Source organism: Chelatococcus albus (genome assembly GCF_030067675.1).
GTDB lineage: Bacteria > Pseudomonadota > Alphaproteobacteria > Rhizobiales > Beijerinckiaceae > Chelatococcus_A > Chelatococcus_A albus.
Genome location: NZ_JASJEV010000001.1, coordinates 350,919 through 367,894 on the forward strand (window position 1 = coordinate 350,919; position 16,976 = coordinate 367,894).

The following is a 16,976-nucleotide window of genomic DNA, read 5'->3' on the forward strand; positions in this document are numbered from 1 at the left end:
GCCGGGCGGGATCATCCCGCGTCGCGCAGACCGCCTTGGCCGGAAGCGCCCTCCTCGCTCGCGAGCTCACCGATGAGCTCCTCGAAGTCCTTCGCTTCGCGGAAATTGCGATAGACGGAGGCGAAGCGGACGTAGGCGACGCTGTCGAGATTCTTCAGTCCGTCCATGATGAGCTCGCCGATCCTCTCGCTCGGCACCTCGGCCTCGCCGGAACTCTCGAGCTGGCGGACGATGCCGTTGATCATGCGCTCGATGCGCTCCGGATCGACCGGGCGCTTGCGCAGCGCGATCTCGACCGAATGCTGCAGCTTGTCGCGGTCGAAGGGCACGCGCCGCCCCGACCGCTTGATCACCGTGAGCTCGCGCAGCTGGACCCGCTCGAAGGTGGTGAAGCGGCCGCCGCAATCGGGGCAGATGCGGCGGCGACGGATGGCGGAGGAATCGTCGGTCGGGCGCGAGTCCTTCACCTGCGTGTCGAGACTGCCGCAATAGGGACACCGCATGACTGCCCTCCCCCCGACATATGCGCGATCAGGCGTAGATGGGGAACCGACGCGTCAGTTCGCGCGCCTTCTCCTTCACCGCCGCCTCGACCGCGGCATTCGCCTCCTCGCCATTCGCGGCGAGCCCGTCCAGCACCTCGACGATCAACTGGCCGACGCGCTTGGCCTCCGCCACACCGAAACCCCGCGACGTGATGGCCGGGGTGCCGAGACGGATGCCGGAGGTGATCGTCGGCTTCTCGGTGTCGAACGGGACGCCGTTCTTGTTGCAGGTAATGTGCGCGCGGCCGAGCGCCGCCTCCGCCGCCTTGCCCGTGAGCTTCTTCGGCCGCAGATCGACGAGCATCAGATGGTTGTCGGTGCCGCCGGACACGAGCGCATAGCCCGCCGCCCCGATGGTCGCGGCGAGGGCCTTGGCGTTGTCGACGACGGCGCGGGCATAAGTCTTGAACTCGGGGCGCAGCGCCTCGCCGAATGCGACAGCCTTGGCGGCGATGACGTGCATCAGCGGGCCGCCCTGCAGGCCGGGGAAGATCGCCGAGTTGATCTTCTTGGCGATCTCCTCGTCGTTCGTCAGGATCATGCCGCCGCGCGGGCCACGCAGCGTCTTGTGCGTCGTCGTGGTGACGACGTGGGCATGCGGGAACGGCGAGGGATGCGCGCCGCCCGCCACAAGGCCGGCGAAATGCGCCATGTCGACCATCAGGTAGGCGCCGACCGCGTCCGCGATCTCACGGAACTTGGCAAAGTCCCAGTAGCGGGCGTAGGCCGAGCCGCCGGCGATGATGATCTTCGGCTTGTGCTCGTGGGCGAGATGCTCCACCTGCTCCATGTCGATCTGCTGGTCATCCTGACGCACCGTATAGTGCACAGGCCTGAACCACTTGCCCGAGAGATTGGGCTTGGCACCGTGCGTCAGGTGGCCGCCGGCGGCGAGGTCGAGCCCCATGAAGGTATCGCCCGGCTGGGCGAGCGCCATGAACACCGCCTGGTTGGCCTGGCTGCCGGAATTCGGCTGCACGTTGGCGAAGCGGCAGTCGAACAGGCGGCAGGCGCGGTCGATGGCGAGCTGCTCGGCGATATCGACGAACTGACAGCCGCCGTAGTAGCGCCGGCCCGGATAGCCCTCCGCATATTTGTTGGTCATGACCGAGCCCTGCGCCTCGAGCACGGCGCGGGAGACGATGTTCTCGGAGGCGATGAGCTCGATCTCGTTACGCTGGCGACCGAGTTCGAGTTCGATCGCGCGGGCGATCTCCGGGTCGGTGTCGGCGAGCCCCGCCGAGAAGAAGCTGTTCGATAGATGGGCTTGCGCCGCCGCTTCGTTCGCGCTCATGGTCCGACCTCGCCTGCCTTGCGGAAACGCGCCGCGGGACGCACGGGGCGGGCCCGGGCGTGCGCTCCTCACGGATGATCCGCCTACGATATCTGGGGGTGGGCCTGTCGCCCCTCCACGAAGCGTCCTTATCACGCGGCCTTGCAGGCGCCAACCACGACGGAACGGCAGCGGCGACGCAGGGCACTGCCGCGTGGGGCGTCTCAGGGGAGCGTCAGCCTGGAGGGCCTGCGGCGGGTGATCTTGTAAACGGCTGCCGGCGGAGCGTTGAGGAAGGTGCGGCCGAGGAGCATCGCCTTCAAGCCGAACCGGTCGAGGTAGCGCCGCGGCACGGGACAGCGCGGCCCGTAGGTGAACTGGTAGAACGCGCCGCCCGGCCGTATCGTCGCGAAGGCTCCCGTCAGGACGGCAACCACCTTTCGCTTGGACATGTTGAGCAGTGGCAGGCCGCTGACGACGGCGCCGATGGAGGCGTTCTAGAACAGGCCCGGTTGGGACAGCCGAGCCGCATCCATCCATAGCACCCGTGCCTCGGGAAAGCGCAACTGCAGCAGGCGCGCGAAATCGGAGCCGCATTCCACGAGCGTCAGATCTTCCTCCCTTACGCCGCGGGAAAGAATCGCACGCGTGAATGCGCCGGTACCGGGGCCAAGCTCGAGGACGGGCGCGGAGTCCCCGCTGATCTCGCTGGTGATGAGCTCGGCCAGACTCGCCCCGGATGGCGCGATGGCCCCGATACGATGCGGATCAGCAAGCCAGGCGCGCACGAAGGGCAGGACGTCACGCGGCGGCATGGGCGGTGTCCATCCCTGCGGCATGGGCATGCGGGTCCGATCCGCTCCGCACGGAGTGGGTGCATGAAAACGGCATGATGCGAATTCCAGTGATGTTGGTGCGATCCTCCTGACGAGGCGGGCGTCCTCGGCCGGGATGCTTGGCGGGGCGCAAGGCGCCGAACCGGGAGCCATGTTGCAGACCTGGATTGAGCGGGCATTGCGCTTTTCGAGCCCCCGCGCCTGATGGCGGGGTCCCCTCGCCCGCGACACGCCCTCGGGCAGCGTCGGCCGGGCCTCACAGGGCCGACCGGTCACCCGGTCGCCGCGAGCGGCAGCACGATCCTGAAGCGATCGCCCTGGCGCGCAGCCTGCGCAGCAGCGTCAGCCCGTCCCCGTCCGGGAGCTGGCGATCGAGCAGGACGGCATCGTGCAGGTCGCAGGCGAGAGCCGCCTCGGCTTCGGCGATCGTCGGCGCGTGATCGACGAGTGTATCGTATCGCTTCAGCGCCGCCCGGAGCGCCGAGGCCATTTCCGGCTCGTCCTCCACCAGCAGCACGCGCATGACTGCCCCCGTTGCCGACCTGCACTGGTACAATCGTACAGCTTCGGCGTTGCGCCTGCATTGCGCAATACCACCCGCGCGCGGCGCCAGCGCGGCGCGAAAAACAAACGGCCCGCCGAGGCGGGCCGTTCGAAGACGGATGTCGTGGCGGCTGGCTGTACGAAACCCTCGTGTTATCGGGGCTTCCGGGCCGCGAGCTCAGTTCGCCTCCTGATCGGCCTGCGCCTGGGCCACAGCCGCCATGGCGCCAAGGCCGTCGCGGTTGTAGATGTCGTCGCGGAACTGGACGAGGCCCTCGGCCGTGCCCCACGAGGTGATGTAGGCCCAGTAGACGTTCACCGGCTGGGCGATGCGGGCGTCGATGCGCTGGCCCGACTCGATCGCGCGGTCGATGGCCTCGCGGTCCCAGCCGGGCGTCTCCTTCAGGAGCCAGGTGACGTAGTCGCGCACGTTCTGCACGCGCACGCAGCCGGAGGAGACGAAGCGGAAATCGTCGCCGAAGATGCCGCGCGCCGGCGTGTCGTGCATGTAGACCCCGTGCGGATTGGGGATATTGATGCGCACGAAGCCCATCGAATTGAGATCGGCGCCCGGGTCCTGCCGGAACATGTACTTGGTCGCCTCGTACGTGTTCCAGTTGATGCTCTGCGGCGGAACTTCCTGACCCTGGCTGTTGTAGACGCGGATCTTGTTGTCGGCGAGATAGTTCGGCTCGGCCCGCATCTTCGGAATGAGATCCTTGCGGATGATCGAGGCCGGCACCGTCCAGAACGGATTGAAGTTGATCTCGGTGATCTTGGCGTTCATGATCGGCGACTGGCGGTCGATCTTGCCGACGCCGGCCGCATGACGCGTGGCCACCTGCCCGTTCTCGACCGTCTCGACGAGGGCGGCCGGGATGTTCACGATGACGTAGCGGTGGCCGAGATTGCCGTAGGAGCGCAGGCGCACGAGGTTGGTCTCGAGCTGGCGCAGGCGCGTCTCCGCCGGAACATTGAGAGCGGCGGCCGTCGTCGCATTGACGGTGCCCGTCGCGTTCAGGCCGTGGCGCGCCTGAAAGCGCTTCACGCCCGCCTCGACGAAGGAATCGAAGACGTCCGAGCCGCCGGCATTGGGTTCGAGATCGCCTGTCACCACGAGACGCTGGCGCAGGGCGACCACGGCGGGTCCGCGCGAGCCGACCCGAAGGCGCTGGTTGGCCGGCACCTGCCCCCAGCCGCCGCGCGCCACGATCTCGCGGTAGTGGGCGATGGCCTGCTCGGTCGCAGCCACGGACTCGGGCGACAACGTCGGCGTGAAGGAGCGGGCGACGCGCATGCGCGAAGCGGCGTCATAGCCCTGCTGCCATTCGGCCTGCTCGCCGAAAGCAACTTGCTGCTGAGCCGCGGCGGCGAAAGGCGCGGCAGCAAGAGCGAGCGCAAAGGAGGCGCGAAGCGAGGCGTATCGAAAACTCACCGGCTCTGATCCCGATATTCGTCGTGACGGCGAAGAGGCAAGATGTCCGAAGCAATTGCCGCCGGAACAGCGGCATGACCCTCGGACTCCGAGGCGAGCAACTAGCCCAGCCACGGTTTAAAAACCATGAGCAGTCCGGCGAATTTGTGGCGCGGAGGCGGCCGTTGCCCCGTTTGCGGCAGCCTGTGACAAGGCCGCAGCGTCCGGAGCCGGCTACCTCACAACCTCTTGAACGCGCGGAAGCCCCGGCAGGACCGGGGCTTCCGGCGAGGCGTGCGGCGATCGGAGCATCAGAGACGGTAGCGAATCTGATCCGTCCAGTAGCGCTCGAGCCGTGTAAGCGCCGTGTTCAGCCGCTTGAAGTCGTCGATCGAGATGCCACCGATCGGCTCGATCGTGCGCATGTGCTTCTCATAGAGGCCGGCGACGATCTCGTGCACCTCCCGTCCCTTCGACGTCAGGCTGATGCGCACCGACCGGCGGTCGACGCGCGAACGGGCGTGATGGAGATAGCCCATCTCCACCAGCTTCTTGACGTTGTAGGAGACGTTCGAGCCGAGGTAGTAGCCGCGGGTCCGCAGCTCACTCGCCGTCAGCTCCTTGTCGCCGATATTGTAGAGCAGCAGCGCCTGCACGCTGTTGACATCGTCCCGGCCGCGGCGCTCGAACTCGTCCTTGATGATGTCGAGGAGCCGGCGGTGAAGCCGCTCCACCAGAGTGAGAGCCTCCAGATAGAGCGGCTTCACCTCAGCGTTGATAGCCGGATGAGTCTGACCTTCCACGGCCTTCGTCGCAGTCTTCATTGTACGCCCCACCGTTATTACTCATCGGCCGGCTTGTTTGCTCCGGTCCATTTATGAGGCCATGATAGGTTGAGCGAATGAAGACGAGTTTAAATAACAGGATGAACGAGAAATTTCCGTCGTTTCGTCAATGAGATCTGAATTTAGCGCAAGTTTACCTTGAACTTTCGGTAACCACGCCCGGCCCTCGATGCTCACTCATCCTCGCGCGCGGCGAGCCAGGAGATGCCGAGATAGGCGGCGACGAGGACGATGAGGGCGCCGGTCGTCGGCAGCCCGGAATCGATGATGCGCGGGAAGAACACGGCCATGATCAGGTGGCTCATCACGGCGAGGAGCCACATCACGCCGCCCCAGGTGCTCGTCAGCCACAGGCCGACCGCAGCGACGAGATCGATGACCGCGAAATAGATCACCGTCGCCTGCACCGACAGGGGCCGCCCCTCGAAGGGCATCGCGCCGTCCGGGCCAATGCCGAGGAGCGCTGCCCAGGCCCCGAGCCCCTTGGCGACCCAGACGAGCGCCATGACCCGCAGGAACCAGACGAGCGCGCGGTCCCAACGGAATCCGCGATCCACCCCGCCGGTCCGCATGGCTTCGAGAACACCACGTGTCGCTCCCGGCGCGTCGCCTGGCTTCATCATCGTCCTTCCTTCAGGGCAGCTCGAGCTCGTCGGGGCCGAGCGGCGCGAAATAGGCAGCAATCGCCTCGCTTGTCACGTCTTCGACGCGCGCGGGCCGCCATTTCGGAGCCTGGTCCTTGTCGACGATAACCGCCCGCACCCCTTCGTAGAAATCGTGCCCCTCGGCGATGCGGCAAACGATGCGGTATTCCGTGCGCATCGCCTCTTCGAAATCCATCGTCTTGCCACGCCGCACCTGCTCGAGCGCGATCGCCATGCTCGTCGGCGACTTGCTGCGCATCGTCGCGGCGACCCTGGCCGCGAAGGCAGCTCCTCCGGCCGCCGCTTCGTCGAGCTTCGCGAGAACCCCGGCGACGCTGCCTGCGGCGAAGCACGAGTCGATGATCGGCCGCTCCGCCGCGAGCGGCCCCGGTTCGGGCACGCTCGCATGCGCGGCGAGCGCCGCATCGACCGGCTCGCCGGCAACGAGGGCGTCAAGAACGGCAGGAAAGGCCGCCGACGGGACGACATGCGTGACGATGCCGAGCGCAAGGGCGTCGGCCGCACCGAGGCGCTCGCCCGTCAGCGCGAGATAGGTGCCAGTCTCCCCCGGCAGGCGCGGCAGCGCGTAGGTTGCGCCGACGTCCGGAAAGAAGCCGATGCCCACCTCCGGCATGGCGAAGAGAAAGCGGTCGCCCGCGACGCGATGGCTGCCGTGCAGCGACACGCCGACGCCGCCGCCCATGCAGATGCCGTCGACGAGGGCAATGAAAGGCTTGGAATAGCGCTTGATGCGCGTGTTGAGCTGATATTCCTCGCCCCAGAAGGCGCGGGCCTCGTCGAGATGCCCCGCCTTGCCGAGATCGTGCAGCTTGCGGATGTCGCCGCCGGCGCAAAAGGCCTTCTCGCCCGCGCCCATGATGACGACGCGCGTGACGAGCGGGTCCTTCTCCCAGGCGTCCAGAGCCTGCCGCATGGCGCGCACCATGCCGAGCGTCAGGGCGTTCAACGCCCGCGGCCGGTCGAGCAGGATGACGCCTGCCTCGCCCTTCCGCTCACACGAGATCTCGCGCTCGATCACCGCCTCCATCTGCACGCCGTCCTCCCGAACCGTGGTTGATCGGGCCGGAGATTGCGGGTCGTTCCCCTCCCCGTCAACGCGCGGCGGACGGTGATCCGGACGGGCACCTGCGCACGACCACATGCGCACGACGGGACGCTGCTGCGACGTTGCGCGTCTTTTTTGGAATGGTTCCGGTATGATACCGCAAGACGGTGACGGCACGGGTGCAGCCGTCGGGAAGGACGGACAGACATGACCTCACGCGTCGTCAGACCTTTCGAAGGCCGCAACGCGCCAAAGGTGATCGACGAGACCGGGACGACCGAGAACCTCGCGCTCACCAGGCGCCCGCGACGCAATCGCAAGGCCGAATGGGCGCGGCGCCTCGTGCGCGAGAATGTCGTCACGACGAACGACCTCATCTGGCCCATCTTCGTCGTCGACGGCCACGAGACGCGCGTGCCGGTCGCCTCGATGCCCGGCGTGGACCGCCTGTCGGTGGATGAGGCCGTGCGCGCCGCCGAGCATGCGGCGAGCCTCTCCATCCCCTGCATCGCACTCTTTCCCTATACCGATCCGGCGCTGCGCGACGAACGCGGCAGCGAGGCGGTGAACAGCAAGAACCTGGTCTGCCGCGCCGTGCGCGCCATCAAGGCCGCCGTGCCTCAGATCGGCGTCATGACCGACGTGGCGCTCGACCCCTACACCAGCCACGGGCACGACGGCGTGCTGCGCGACGGCGAGATCGTCAACGACCAGTCCGTCGCGCTCCTCGTCCAGCAGGCGCTCGTGCAGGCCGCGGCAGGGGCGGACATCGTCGCGCCGTCGGACATGATGGACGGGCGCGTGGGCGCCATCCGCGAGGCGCTCGACCGAGCCGGGATGCAGCACGTGCAGATCATGGCCTATGCGGCGAAGTTCGCCTCGGCATTCTACGGTCCGTTCCGCGACGCGGTGGGTACCAATGCCACCCTCGTCGGCGACAAGCGCACCTACCAGATGGACCCGGCGAACGGCGACGAGGCGTTGCGCGAGGTCGCTCTCGACCTCGAAGAGGGCGCCGACATGGTCATGGTCAAGCCGGGCATGCCCTATCTCGATCTGGTGCATCGGGTGAAGAGCACCTTCCGCGTGCCTACCTTCGCCTATCAGGTATCGGGCGAGTACGCGATGATCGAGGCGGCGGCCCGCAATGGCTGGATCGATGGTGACAAGGCGATGATGGAGAGCCTCGTCGCCTTCAAGCGCGCCGGCGCCGATGGCGTGCTCACCTATTTCGCCCCTCGCGTCGCGCAGAAGCTCAAGGCCGAAAGCTGAGTGGGGCGCCAGGGCGCCCCGTCGAGTCGACGGGGCATCCCGGGCTGACCGCGGCCGGTTGCCCCATAAGGTCCGCGAGAAGCCGTGGGCGGGGCTGGGGGTGAACGCCGCCCAACCCCACCACGCCCCCGGGCGCGGCTCCCCGCACCGCCTTCATTCGGGGTCATAATCGTCATCGTTCTTAATGAGTTAGGCGTGAAACCGGCGGGATTCCGCTTCGCACCTCGCGGCGTCATGTTCTAGAGTGCCGGCGATGCGCCGCGCCGCCCCTGCCGTTCTCGCGATTCTCCTGCTTCTGTCCGCCTGCGGCACCGTCGTGGATGCCGACCAGGCGCGCACGTGCCGGCTCGTGATTCCGGCACTGAACCCCGAGGACACCGCCATTCGCGTGGTGCGGACGATGCCTGGCCCGTGGCCCAACAGCCTGCGCGTCGACTATCGCGCCGAGCGCACAGGGCAGGCCGCGCGCAACCGATATGTCCTGTGCCGCTTCGCCGGGGCCGGGCTCTCGACGGAGAAGGCACTCCTGACCGGCGTCGCCACGGAGCGCGGGCCCCTGCCCGACCCCTCCTTCTATTTCCTCAAGCGCTTCTATCTCGAGGCCTTCGGCTCTTCCCTCCGGGATCCCGGCGCCGGCGATCCCGCCGTCGAGACGGCGGCAGTACCCTGGCCCGTGGCCTACGGGCTGCAGCAGACGCTCGGCGCCCTGCCACTCGCCTCGATCTACGGGCTGCTTGCGGCGGCGTACGCCCTCGTCTTCGGCCTTGTGGGGCGCATCAACCTCGCCTTCGGCGAGTTCGCGGCGCTCGGCGGCTCGGCCGCGACCGTCGGCATCGCCATGCTGCTTGCGGGTGGCGTGACGACGCCGGTCGCCGGGCTTGCCACGGGCCTCTTCTTCGCGCTCTTCGCCGCCGCCCTGCACGGTTTCGCCGCAGCGCGCGTCGGCATCGCGCCGATCAGGCAGGCCACGGGCCAGCAGGTGCTTATCGCCACCACGGGCCTCGCCATCGCGCTCTCCGAATATCTGCGGCTCACGCAGGGAGCCACCACCCGCTGGGTGCCGCCGGTGTGGAACACGGTCGTCCCCCTCGCTCACGCCGACGACTTCGTGGTCACAATCACGCCCATGGCACTCCTCGTCGCCGGCGTCGGCTTTCTCGCCGCGAGCGGGCTGCTCGCGCTGATGCGTCTCAGCCCCTTTGGCCGCGCCTGGCGCGCCTATGCCGACGACCCCAAGGCGGCGGCGCTGTTCGGCGTCGATGGCCGGCGCCTCTTCGATCTCACCTTCGTCGTCGCCTGCGCGCTGGCCGGCCTAGCTGGCTTCGTCATGACGGCGTTCTACGGCGGCGTGGGCTTCGCGGCCGGCCTGTCACTCGGCCTCAAGGCCCTCGTCGCCGCCATCCTCGGCGGCATCGGCTCGGTGCCGGGAGCTTTCGTCGGCGGCCTCGCCGTCGGCTTCGGCGAGGCGCTGTGGTCGGCGACCATGCCCATCGAAGCGCGCGACATCGCGATCTACGCCCTCCTCGTGGTGATCCTCATCTTCCGCCCGGGCGGGCTCTTCGGTTACGGCGACCGCCTGCCCCGGCCGGTCTAGGAGCGGCACAGACTTTTTTGCGCGACTTCGTGGCGCGAGCCCTTAGGATCGCTCGCGACGACCACGACTCGTGATGGGCCGAGGTCGCTAGAACACAAGGAAACGCCGAAGGGAGCCGCCGCTCTTGTCCCCCCTAGCCATCAGCTTCGACGACGTTCTGGCCGCGGCGGACATCGTCGCCGGCCAGGTCCTGCGGACGCCGCTCATGCCGGCCCCGCGCCTCTCCGCACTCACCGGCGCCCGCGTCTTCGTCAAGCACGAGAACATGCAGGTGACGGGCTCCTTCAAGGAACGCGGCGCGACCGTGAAGCTCACCGGCCTCACCGAGGACGAACGCCGGCGCGGCACCATCGCCATGTCGGCCGGCAACCACGCCCAGGCGGTAGCCTATCACGCCAAGCGGCTTGGCATTCCCGCCACGATCGTCATGCCGGAGACGACGCCGCTCGTGAAGGTGGAGAACACCCGCGCCCACGGCGCCCGTGTCGTCCTCTTCGGCGAGACGCTTTACGAATCCGCGGCCCACGCCCGCGAGATCGCGGAGGCGGAGGGTCTCGTCTTCGTGCACCCCTACGACGATCCCGCCGTGATGGCGGGCCAGGGCACGATCGCGCTCGAAATGCTGGCCGACGAGCCCGACCTCGACGTGCTCGTCGTGCCGATCGGCGGCGGCGGGCTCTGCTCGGGCATCGCGACCGGCGCGAAGGGCGTGAAGCCCGGCATCGAGATCATCGGCGTCGAGGCGGCCCTCTATCCCTCCTTCCACAATGCCATCACGGGCGAGGACAAGCCCATCGGCGGCCCCACGCTCGCCGAGGGCATCGCCGTCAAGACGGTCGGCACGCTGACGCTGCCCATCGTGAGGAGCCTCGTCTCCGATATCCTCCTCGTGGACGAGGCCGAGATCGAGCACGCCGTCTATGCCTATGCCACGCTCCAGCGCACGATGGCGGAAGGCGCCGGAGCAGCCGGCCTCGCCGCCATGTTCAGCGAGCCCGAGCGCTTCCGCGGCCGCACGGTCGGGCTCGTGCTCTGCGGCGGCAACATCGACGCGCGCCTCCTCGCTTCCGTGATGGTGCGCGAGCTCGAGCGCGAGGACCGCATCATCTCCTTCCGCATCACGTCGAGCGACCGGCCGGGCCTCCTCGGGCGCATCACGAGTCGCCTCGGCGAGCTCGGCGCCAATATTCTCGAAGTGTCGCACGGCCGCCTCTTCCTCGACGTGCCGGCGAAGGGCGTGACGATCGACCTCACCGTCGAGACGCGCGACGCCGACCATACGCGTGCCGTTCTGGAGGCACTGACCGCGGACGGCCTGGCGCCCCAGCGCATCGATGCGCGCGGCCTCTCCGAGACGGCATTTTGAGAGCAGCGTGGGCCTGAGACTGGCCCCGCCTTTCGGGGTTCACCATATGGGACGCCGACAAGCCATCGGAGGCTCGGCATGAGCAACGACCCGCGTGCCGTCACGGCGCCGAATTCAGGCCTGCAAACCAGAGGTGTTCTCGGCGGGCGGTTCGTCGCCTATCTCGTCGACCTCTGCGTCATTGCCGTCCTCACCTTCGTCCTCGCGGTCGTCATCGCCTTGCTCGGGGTCGTGACGCTCGGGATCGCCTGGCTCCTCTTCCCGATCCTCGCGGCGACGGGCGTGTTCTACAGCATTGCCACGGTCGGCGGGCGGAGGCAGGCGACCATCGGCATGCGCCTCTTCGGACTTAAGGTCACGGGGCAGAACGGAACCCGCGTGGATCCGATCATCGCGGGCGCGCACGCCCTCTTCTTCTACGTGGCGGCGAGCACGATGCTGCTGCTCGCCCTCGACATCCTCATCGGCTTGGTGCGCGACGACCGCCGCCTGCTTCACGATCTGTTGACGGGCGTCACCGTGGTGCGCGTGGGCGTCTGACGCTCTTGAGGGCGGCCGATCCAGTGCTAGCATCGTTCAGCCGGCGCGGTCGCCGGCGGACGAGCCTGCGGGTGAGAGCGTGACCACACAGCCTCGCGACGCACCCCAGTTCTACCTCACCGCTCCCTCCCCCTGTCCCTATCTACCCGGCCAGGAGGAGAGGAAGGTGTTCACGCATCTCGTCGGCAAGCGCGCCGCCGAGATCAACGACATCCTCACGCAGGGCGGCTTCCGTCGGTCCCAGACCATCGCCTACCGGCCGGCCTGCGAAAGCTGCCGCGCCTGCGTCTCGGTGCGCGTCGTCGTCGACGATTTCGAGCCGTCCCGCAGTTTCCGGCGGGTTCTGAAGCACAATGCCGATCTCGTCGGCACGATGGGCGAAGCCATCCCGACCTCGGAGCAATACACACTCTTCCGCAGCTACCTCGATGCCCGGCACGCCGATGGCGGCATGGTGGACATGACGGTTCTCGACTACGCCTTGATGGTCGAGGACACGCACGTCACGACCCGCCTCGTCGAATACCGCAGACGCGGACCGGATACGGCAATCCACGGCCGCGGCCAGGGCGATCTCGTCGCCGTCGCGCTCACCGACATCCTCGCCGACGGCCTGTCGATGGTCTATTCCTTCTACGATCCCGAGCTGCAGCACAGGAGCCTCGGCAGCTTCATCATCCTCGACCACATCGCCAAGGCGCGCCGGCTCGGCCTGCCCTTCGTCTATCTCGGCTATTGGGTCGAGGGCTCGCGCAAGATGGACTACAAGGCCCGCTTCCTGCCGCAGGAACGCCTGATGCCACAGGGCTGGACGCGCTTCGGCTGAGACGAGGCCCGCATCCCTGTCTGCGTTCGTGCCGCTTGACCAGGGCATCGGCTCCCGGCGACTGTGCGCATCCGCAACGCAAGGAACTGCAAGGAACGAGCTCCTTCATGGCTTCCCAGACCCTCGCCCGCCTGCCGGTCGCACGTCTCGCCGCCGGCTCCGCCGCCCGGCGCCTCGCCGTCATTCTCGCAGGCAGCTGGCTCCTCGCCGCCGCCTCGTGGATCGAGGTGCCGATGTATCCGGTGCCGATGACCATGCAGACCTACGCGGTGCTCGTCATCGGTGCGCTCTGCGGTCTGCGCCTCGCGAGCGAGACGGTCGGCGCCTATCTCCTTCAGGGCGCCCTCGGCCTGCCGGTCTTCGCGGGCGGCGCCGCGGGTTACGTTCACTTCCTCGGGCCGACGGGCGGCTTCCTCGTCGGGTTCCTGCTCGCCGCAGCCCTCATCGGCTGGCTCGCCGACCACGGCTGGAACGCCTCGCCGGCCAGGCTCGCCCTGTCACTCACCGCCGGCCATCTCCTCCTCTTCGCACCGGGGCTCGCGCATCTCGCCGGCTTCGTCGGCGCCGAGAAGGCGATCGGCCTCGGCTGGACGCCCTTTGTGGCCGGCACCGCCCTGAAGACCGCGCTCGCCTTCGCGACGGTCGTCGGGCTCACCCGTTACGTGAAGAAGGATAGCGTGTGACGCATACCGTCCGCCTGCGCGGGCATCATCTACTGTGCATCCTGACCTATGTGGGGCGTGGCTACACGCCCCACTTCGTCGCGCGCATGGACGAGGCCGTGCGCCGCATCGCCGCCGGCGCTCCCGTCGAGATCGTCGAAGGGCCGGACGATCTGTGCGCCGCTCTCATCGAGGAGGGAAGCTGCCACGGCGACCATTGCGCGACGGCCCGCGTGCGCGAGCGCGACGACCTGGCGCGCGCCGAGATCGCTGCCCTGCTCGGCTTGCCGCACGGCGCGAACGGCACCCTCGTCTATTCCGCCCAGATCGTCGCGCGCCTGCGCGCTGCCTTTGCCGCCGGCTCGATCCGCAGCGCCTGCGCCGGCTGCGACTGGAAGGGCCTGTGCGACGGCCTCGCCGAGACGGGCTATCCTGAAGCGCGTCTGCAGAAATAGGCGGCCCGCGAGGAGCCCGCCTCCCTTGTGGTCACTCGGCGCGGCTCACCTCGACGGTGAGCCGCATCTGCGGATGGATGCCGCAGGTGACCGTATAGAACCCAGGCTCGCCGAAGGTGAGCACCACCTTGTCGCCCGGTTCCTGCGCAGCCGAATTGTAGGCGAGCCGCGGGTCGTCGACGCGCACGTTATGGGTGCGCGTGTCATCATTGACAATGGTGAGCCCCGTGCCGGCCACGAGCCTGATGCTGCCGGGGGCGAAGGTCTTGTTCTTCTGGCTCACCGTCGTCGCGCTCACGCCCGGCTCCGGCGCGCTCGCCTGCACGGTCGGCGGCAGGCTCGCGGCACGCGGCGGATCGTCGCTCGACAGGGCGTTGAGGAAGGCGACCAGCTGCGCGCGCTCCTCCGCCGTCAGGGAGAGGCCGCGCGGCAGGTCGGCCGAGAGCGTCGGCCGATCCCGCACCCCGCTCACGTAATGGTCGACGACCTCCTCCAGCGTGGCGAGCGAGCCATCGTGCATGTAAGGGGCCGTCCAGGCGAGCTCCCGCAGGCTCGGCGTCTTGAAGGCGTGGTCGGCGGCGGCGAGCCCGAGGATCGCCCCACGCCCCTTGTCCTCGCCGGCCAGGCCGATGTCGTGGAACGCCTCGTCCGTGAAGCGCCATCCGGAGTGGCAGGAGACGCAGCCGGCCTTGCCGGTGAAGAGACGGAAACCGGCCAACTCCTCCGAGGTCAGGGCGCCGTCGTCGCCTTTCACCCAGTGGTCGAAGCGCGTTTCAGGGGAAACGAGCGTGCGCTCGAAGGCGGCGAGTGCCGCGAGCAGGTTGTCTTCCGACACCTGCGGCCGCTCGGGGAACGCCGCGGCGAAGGCCGTGCGCATGGTGGCGTCGGAACTGACTCCGGCCACAGCCTTCGTGACGGTCGACCCCATCTCGAGCGGGTTCTCGATGGGCCCGCGCGCTTGCTCCTCGAGACTTGCGGCGCGCCCGTCCCAGAAGAGTGTGCGTCCCCAGGCGAGGTTCCAGAGCATCGGCGTGTGCCGCGCCAGCGGCGTGCCGGCGATTCCCTTGCCCAGCGCTACGCCGTCGGCGAAGGACAGCTTCGAATCGTGACAGCTCGCGCAGGACAGGAGGCCGTTGGCGGAGAGCCGAGGATCCTCGAAGAGCCGCCGCCCCAGTTCGATGCGGGCCGGCGACAGGTCCGCCGCATCAGCGACCGGCACACTCGCCGGCCGCGCGAAGGCGGCGCGCCACGCCAAGAGGTCTTCCGGTACGACGTCCTTGTCCCCCGATCGGGCGGGGGGCACGCCCGCGACCGCCGCGCTCAGGGCGAGCGCCAAGGCTGCCCGGCGGACCGACGTCCGCCGGGCGTGCGCCGTTGCCGATAAAGGAACAGCCCTGTTGGTCACATCAGTCGGCCGGCGTGGAGCTCGACCTTCGAGATGCCCGAGAGCACGGACGCGACATCCTTGGCAGGCTTCTTCGGCGGCACGGCCGCCGGCCAGGCCTGCTTGAGCTCGGCGAGGTCCGCCTTGAGCGACTTGAATGCCTCCGCGTCCTTCTTCTGCAGATCAGTGGAGATGCCGTCGAGCAGCCTCTCGGCGTACCAGACGAAGCCGCGCGAATCCTGATACTCGACGGTCTCCCTGATCTTGTTGCCGTCGACCGCGGCCTCATACTCGTGGCCGGCAGTGCCGAGAAGCTCCAGCACCGTCTCCACCGTGAGACGGGTATAGTCGTCGGACTTCGCCTTGACCGCGGCCTCGGCAGCGGTAAGGCGCTGGTCGACGGCCTTGAGGGCGCCCTCGTAGGCGTCCTTGTTCTTGGCCTTGACCGTCTGCGCCAGAGCCTTGAGGGCGGCGGCGAAGGGGGCGACGCCGTAGGTCTTCAGGTCTCCCTGGATGTTGCCGTAGATCTCCTCGGCCGGGTGCAGGAAGTGCACCATGGCGTCGTTCCACTTGCCCTCCTTCACCAGCTCGTCGCCGACGAGGAGATGCCCGCGGATGAGCGCAAGATTGTGGTTGAACTGCACGGCGGGGGCGACGCTCGCCTTCTTGCCGCCTTCGCCGCCCTCACCCTCGCCTCCGGCCGCCGCCGCCGTCTTCACGGCGCCGTGGCCGGCATGATCCGCGTTCGCCGCGAACCGGAGGCGCGCATCCGCCTTGTTGCCGGCGGACGCGACGAGTGCCGCCTCCGGCGTGCGAGCCGAGACCTGACCCGCCTCCAGTGCGGCCGCACTCGCCGCGCCGCCACCCACCATCGCCGCGGCGCCGAGGCCGAGCCAGATCTTCCTGCGCTTCATCATCATCTTTCTGCCCCCGAGAGACCTTGTCGCGTTGTTCAAGACGGTGCAGTTTCAAATTATTACAACTTGAAACTTTAAGTATTTTCAGCCACTTAGCTACCTGATACGCGCAGGTAAGGTCAACGCCGGCGGATCCCATGCTCATCACCATCGCAAACGTCCTGTCGCAGGAAGACGTTATCGAACTGCGCGACAAGCTCGCCGCCCTCCGCTTCGAGGACGGGCGCGCCACGGCGGGTTGGGGCGCCAAGCTCGTCAAGGCCAACCAGCAGATGCGCGACGGGGTGACCGCGCGGCTCCTGCGCGAAGAGGTCGCGGCCAAGATCCGCGGCCATGCCGTCTTCGACCTCGCCGTGCGCCCAAGGGCGCTCACCCCGCTCCTCTTCAGCCGCTACGGCGTCGGGGACGCCTATGGCACGCATGTGGACAATCCGATGATGGACGGGCTGCGCACCGACGTGTCCTTCACCCTCTTCCTCAGCGATCCCGAGAGCGACGACGGCGGCGAACTCGTCATCGAGACGCCAGCGGGCGAGGATGCGGTCAAGCTGCCCGCCGGCCATCTCGTCGCCTATCCCTCCACCACCCTGCACCGGGTGGCCGAGGTGACCCGGGGCGAGCGGCTCGTCGCCGTGGGCTGGGCGCAGAGCCACATCCGCGATGCCGCCCGACGCGAGCTGCTCTTCGATCTCGACACCGCTCGCCGGCGCCTGTTCGACCGCCACGGAAAGACCGAGGACTTCGACCTCCTGGCGAAGACCTCGGCCAATCTGATGCGCATGTGGGCGGAGTAA

General features: G+C 68.2%; 16 protein-coding genes and 2 pseudogenes. 8 read left to right on the top strand and 10 right to left on the bottom strand.

Features of this window, described 5'->3' with window-relative positions:
• Positions 1-11 precede the first annotated feature (11 nt).
• From nrdR to QNA08_RS01625, 8 genes and pseudogenes are all read right to left on the bottom strand, one after another.
• Entirely contained in the window at positions 12-503 is a 492-nt protein-coding gene (gene nrdR, locus QNA08_RS01590) for a transcriptional regulator NrdR (protein WP_283738925.1), read from the bottom strand.
• A 28-nt stretch (positions 504-531) separates the two neighbouring features.
• The gene (gene glyA, locus QNA08_RS01595; protein WP_283738926.1) at positions 532-1,839 is read right to left on the bottom strand and encodes a serine hydroxymethyltransferase; all 1,308 of its coding nucleotides are present in this window, start codon (positions 1,837-1,839) and stop codon (positions 532-534) included.
• 203 nt (positions 1,840-2,042) lie between these two features.
• Positions 2,043-2,633 (bottom strand): annotated as a pseudogene (locus QNA08_RS01600) (class I SAM-dependent methyltransferase).
• Positions 2,634-2,967: 334 nt separating this feature from the next.
• A pseudogene (locus QNA08_RS01605) lies at positions 2,968-3,177 on the bottom strand (response regulator); the annotation flags it as partial.
• 198 nt (positions 3,178-3,375) lie between these two features.
• Positions 3,376-4,632: a L,D-transpeptidase family protein gene (locus QNA08_RS01610; RefSeq protein ID WP_283738927.1), complete on the bottom strand. Its 1,257-nt coding sequence runs from the start codon at positions 4,630-4,632 to the stop codon at positions 3,376-3,378.
• A gap of 290 nt (positions 4,633-4,922) precedes the next feature.
• Positions 4,923-5,435 carry a transcriptional regulator LdtR gene (gene ldtR / locus QNA08_RS01615; RefSeq protein WP_283738928.1) on the bottom strand — a complete coding sequence of 171 codons (513 nt, stop codon included), beginning with the start codon at positions 5,433-5,435 and terminating at the stop codon, positions 4,923-4,925.
• 194 nt (positions 5,436-5,629) lie between these two features.
• Positions 5,630-6,079, bottom strand: coding sequence for a DUF6163 family protein (locus QNA08_RS01620; protein ID WP_283738929.1), 450 nt, complete (start codon positions 6,077-6,079; stop codon positions 5,630-5,632).
• 10 nt (positions 6,080-6,089) lie between these two features.
• Positions 6,090-7,148 (bottom strand): enoyl-CoA hydratase/isomerase family protein, encoded by a 1,059-nt coding sequence (locus QNA08_RS01625; RefSeq protein WP_283739298.1) that lies wholly within the window; start codon positions 7,146-7,148, stop codon positions 6,090-6,092.
• Positions 7,149-7,373: 225 nt separating this feature from the next.
• On the opposite strand from QNA08_RS01625, the gene hemB reads away from it, so the two are divergent.
• The 7 genes from hemB (at position 7,374) to QNA08_RS01660 (ending at position 13,881) form a co-directional block, all read left to right on the top strand.
• Positions 7,374-8,438: a porphobilinogen synthase gene (hemB, locus tag QNA08_RS01630; RefSeq protein ID WP_283738930.1), complete on the top strand. Its 1,065-nt coding sequence runs from the start codon at positions 7,374-7,376 to the stop codon at positions 8,436-8,438.
• Positions 8,439-8,691: 253 nt separating this feature from the next.
• On the top strand, positions 8,692-10,032 hold the full coding sequence (locus QNA08_RS01635) for a branched-chain amino acid ABC transporter permease (RefSeq protein WP_283738931.1): 1,341 nt from the start codon (positions 8,692-8,694) through the stop codon (positions 10,030-10,032).
• Between the two features lie 124 nt (positions 10,033-10,156).
• On the top strand, positions 10,157-11,398 hold the full coding sequence (locus QNA08_RS01640; RefSeq protein WP_283738932.1) for a threonine ammonia-lyase: 1,242 nt from the start codon (positions 10,157-10,159) through the stop codon (positions 11,396-11,398).
• 78 nt (positions 11,399-11,476) lie between these two features.
• Positions 11,477-11,938, top strand: a complete 462-nt coding sequence (locus QNA08_RS01645) for an RDD family protein (protein ID WP_283738933.1) — start codon at positions 11,477-11,479, stop codon at positions 11,936-11,938.
• A gap of 79 nt (positions 11,939-12,017) precedes the next feature.
• Positions 12,018-12,764 (top strand): arginyltransferase, encoded by a 747-nt coding sequence (locus tag QNA08_RS01650; protein ID WP_283738934.1) that lies wholly within the window; start codon positions 12,018-12,020, stop codon positions 12,762-12,764.
• Between the two features lie 107 nt (positions 12,765-12,871).
• Complete coding sequence (locus QNA08_RS01655) at positions 12,872-13,447, top strand: biotin transporter BioY (protein ID WP_283738935.1); 576 nt, start codon at positions 12,872-12,874, stop codon at positions 13,445-13,447.
• Complete coding sequence (locus QNA08_RS01660; protein ID WP_283738936.1) at positions 13,444-13,881, top strand: DUF1284 domain-containing protein; 438 nt, start codon at positions 13,444-13,446, stop codon at positions 13,879-13,881. The genes QNA08_RS01655 and QNA08_RS01660 overlap by 4 nt, the downstream gene beginning before the upstream one ends.
• Positions 13,882-13,912: 31 nt before the next feature.
• On the opposite strand, the gene QNA08_RS01665 is transcribed toward QNA08_RS01660, so the two are convergent.
• Together QNA08_RS01665 and QNA08_RS01670 are read right to left on the bottom strand one after the other, a co-directional pair.
• The gene (locus QNA08_RS01665; protein WP_283738937.1) at positions 13,913-15,136 is read right to left on the bottom strand and encodes a cytochrome c peroxidase; all 1,224 of its coding nucleotides are present in this window, start codon (positions 15,134-15,136) and stop codon (positions 13,913-13,915) included.
• A gap of 146 nt (positions 15,137-15,282) precedes the next feature.
• Positions 15,283-16,185, bottom strand: coding sequence for a hypothetical protein (locus QNA08_RS01670; RefSeq protein ID WP_283738938.1), 903 nt, complete (start codon positions 16,183-16,185; stop codon positions 15,283-15,285).
• A gap of 134 nt (positions 16,186-16,319) precedes the next feature.
• On the opposite strand from QNA08_RS01670, the gene QNA08_RS01675 reads away from it, so the two are divergent.
• Positions 16,320-16,976 (top strand): Fe2+-dependent dioxygenase, encoded by a 657-nt coding sequence (locus QNA08_RS01675; protein ID WP_283738939.1) that lies wholly within the window; start codon positions 16,320-16,322, stop codon positions 16,974-16,976.

Excerpts from the sequence above, each read along its gene's own strand:
- nrdR (WP_283738925.1), bottom strand. The coding sequence starts at position 503 with ATGCGGTGTCCCTATTGCGGCAGTCTCGACACGCAGGTGAAGGACTCG.
- glyA (WP_283738926.1), bottom strand. The coding sequence starts at position 1,839 with ATGAGCGCGAACGAAGCGGCGGCGCAAGCCCATCTATCGAACAGCTTC.
- ldtR (WP_283738928.1), bottom strand. The coding sequence starts at position 5,435 with ATGAAGACTGCGACGAAGGCCGTGGAAGGTCAGACTCATCCGGCTATC.
- QNA08_RS01620 (WP_283738929.1), bottom strand. The coding sequence starts at position 6,079 with ATGATGAAGCCAGGCGACGCGCCGGGAGCGACACGTGGTGTTCTCGAA.
- QNA08_RS01625 (WP_283739298.1), bottom strand. The coding sequence starts at position 7,148 with ATGGAGGCGGTGATCGAGCGCGAGATCTCGTGTGAGCGGAAGGGCGAG.
- hemB (WP_283738930.1), top strand. The coding sequence starts at position 7,374 with ATGACCTCACGCGTCGTCAGACCTTTCGAAGGCCGCAACGCGCCAAAG.
- QNA08_RS01635 (WP_283738931.1), top strand. The coding sequence starts at position 8,692 with ATGCGCCGCGCCGCCCCTGCCGTTCTCGCGATTCTCCTGCTTCTGTCC.
- QNA08_RS01645 (WP_283738933.1), top strand. The coding sequence starts at position 11,477 with ATGAGCAACGACCCGCGTGCCGTCACGGCGCCGAATTCAGGCCTGCAA.
- QNA08_RS01655 (WP_283738935.1), top strand. The coding sequence starts at position 12,872 with ATGGCTTCCCAGACCCTCGCCCGCCTGCCGGTCGCACGTCTCGCCGCC.
- QNA08_RS01670 (WP_283738938.1), bottom strand. The coding sequence starts at position 16,185 with ATGATGATGAAGCGCAGGAAGATCTGGCTCGGCCTCGGCGCCGCGGCG.
- QNA08_RS01675 (WP_283738939.1), top strand. The coding sequence starts at position 16,320 with ATGCTCATCACCATCGCAAACGTCCTGTCGCAGGAAGACGTTATCGAA.